Origin of the sequence: Clostridium tarantellae (assembly GCF_009295725.1) — a bacterium.
GTDB lineage: Bacteria > Bacillota > Clostridia > Clostridiales > Clostridiaceae > Sarcina > Sarcina tarantellae.
The window spans coordinates 1-272 of the sequence record NZ_WHJC01000700.1; the positions used below are offsets into that span (position 1 = coordinate 1).

1 protein-coding gene is annotated in these 272 nt (G+C 29.8%); it reads left to right on the plus strand.

Annotated features, from left to right (window positions below):
• Positions 1–137: 137 nt before the first annotated feature.
• A partial coding sequence (locus GBZ86_RS16890; RefSeq protein ID WP_207707497.1) for a transposase occupies positions 138–272 on the plus strand: 135 nt, incomplete at its 3' end.

Below are 272 nucleotides of genomic sequence, written 5' to 3' on the forward strand. Positions count from 1 at the left end.
TTGTATTAATGAATACCACAGGTTTTACCTGTGGTTCTAAAAAGCTTATAGCTATGAGTAGAAAAAAATAAAACCTCCGATGTAAAATAATAGTAGGTTTGCCGACCAAAACTTAATTTTACAAGGAGGTATCCAAAATGGACAATAGTAGCTTAGCACATAGTAAATGGAATTGCAAATATCATATAGTTTTTGCACCAAAGTATAGAAGACAAATAATTTATGGAAAAATTAAGTCAGATATAGGAGCGATATTAAGAAAGTTATGTGAT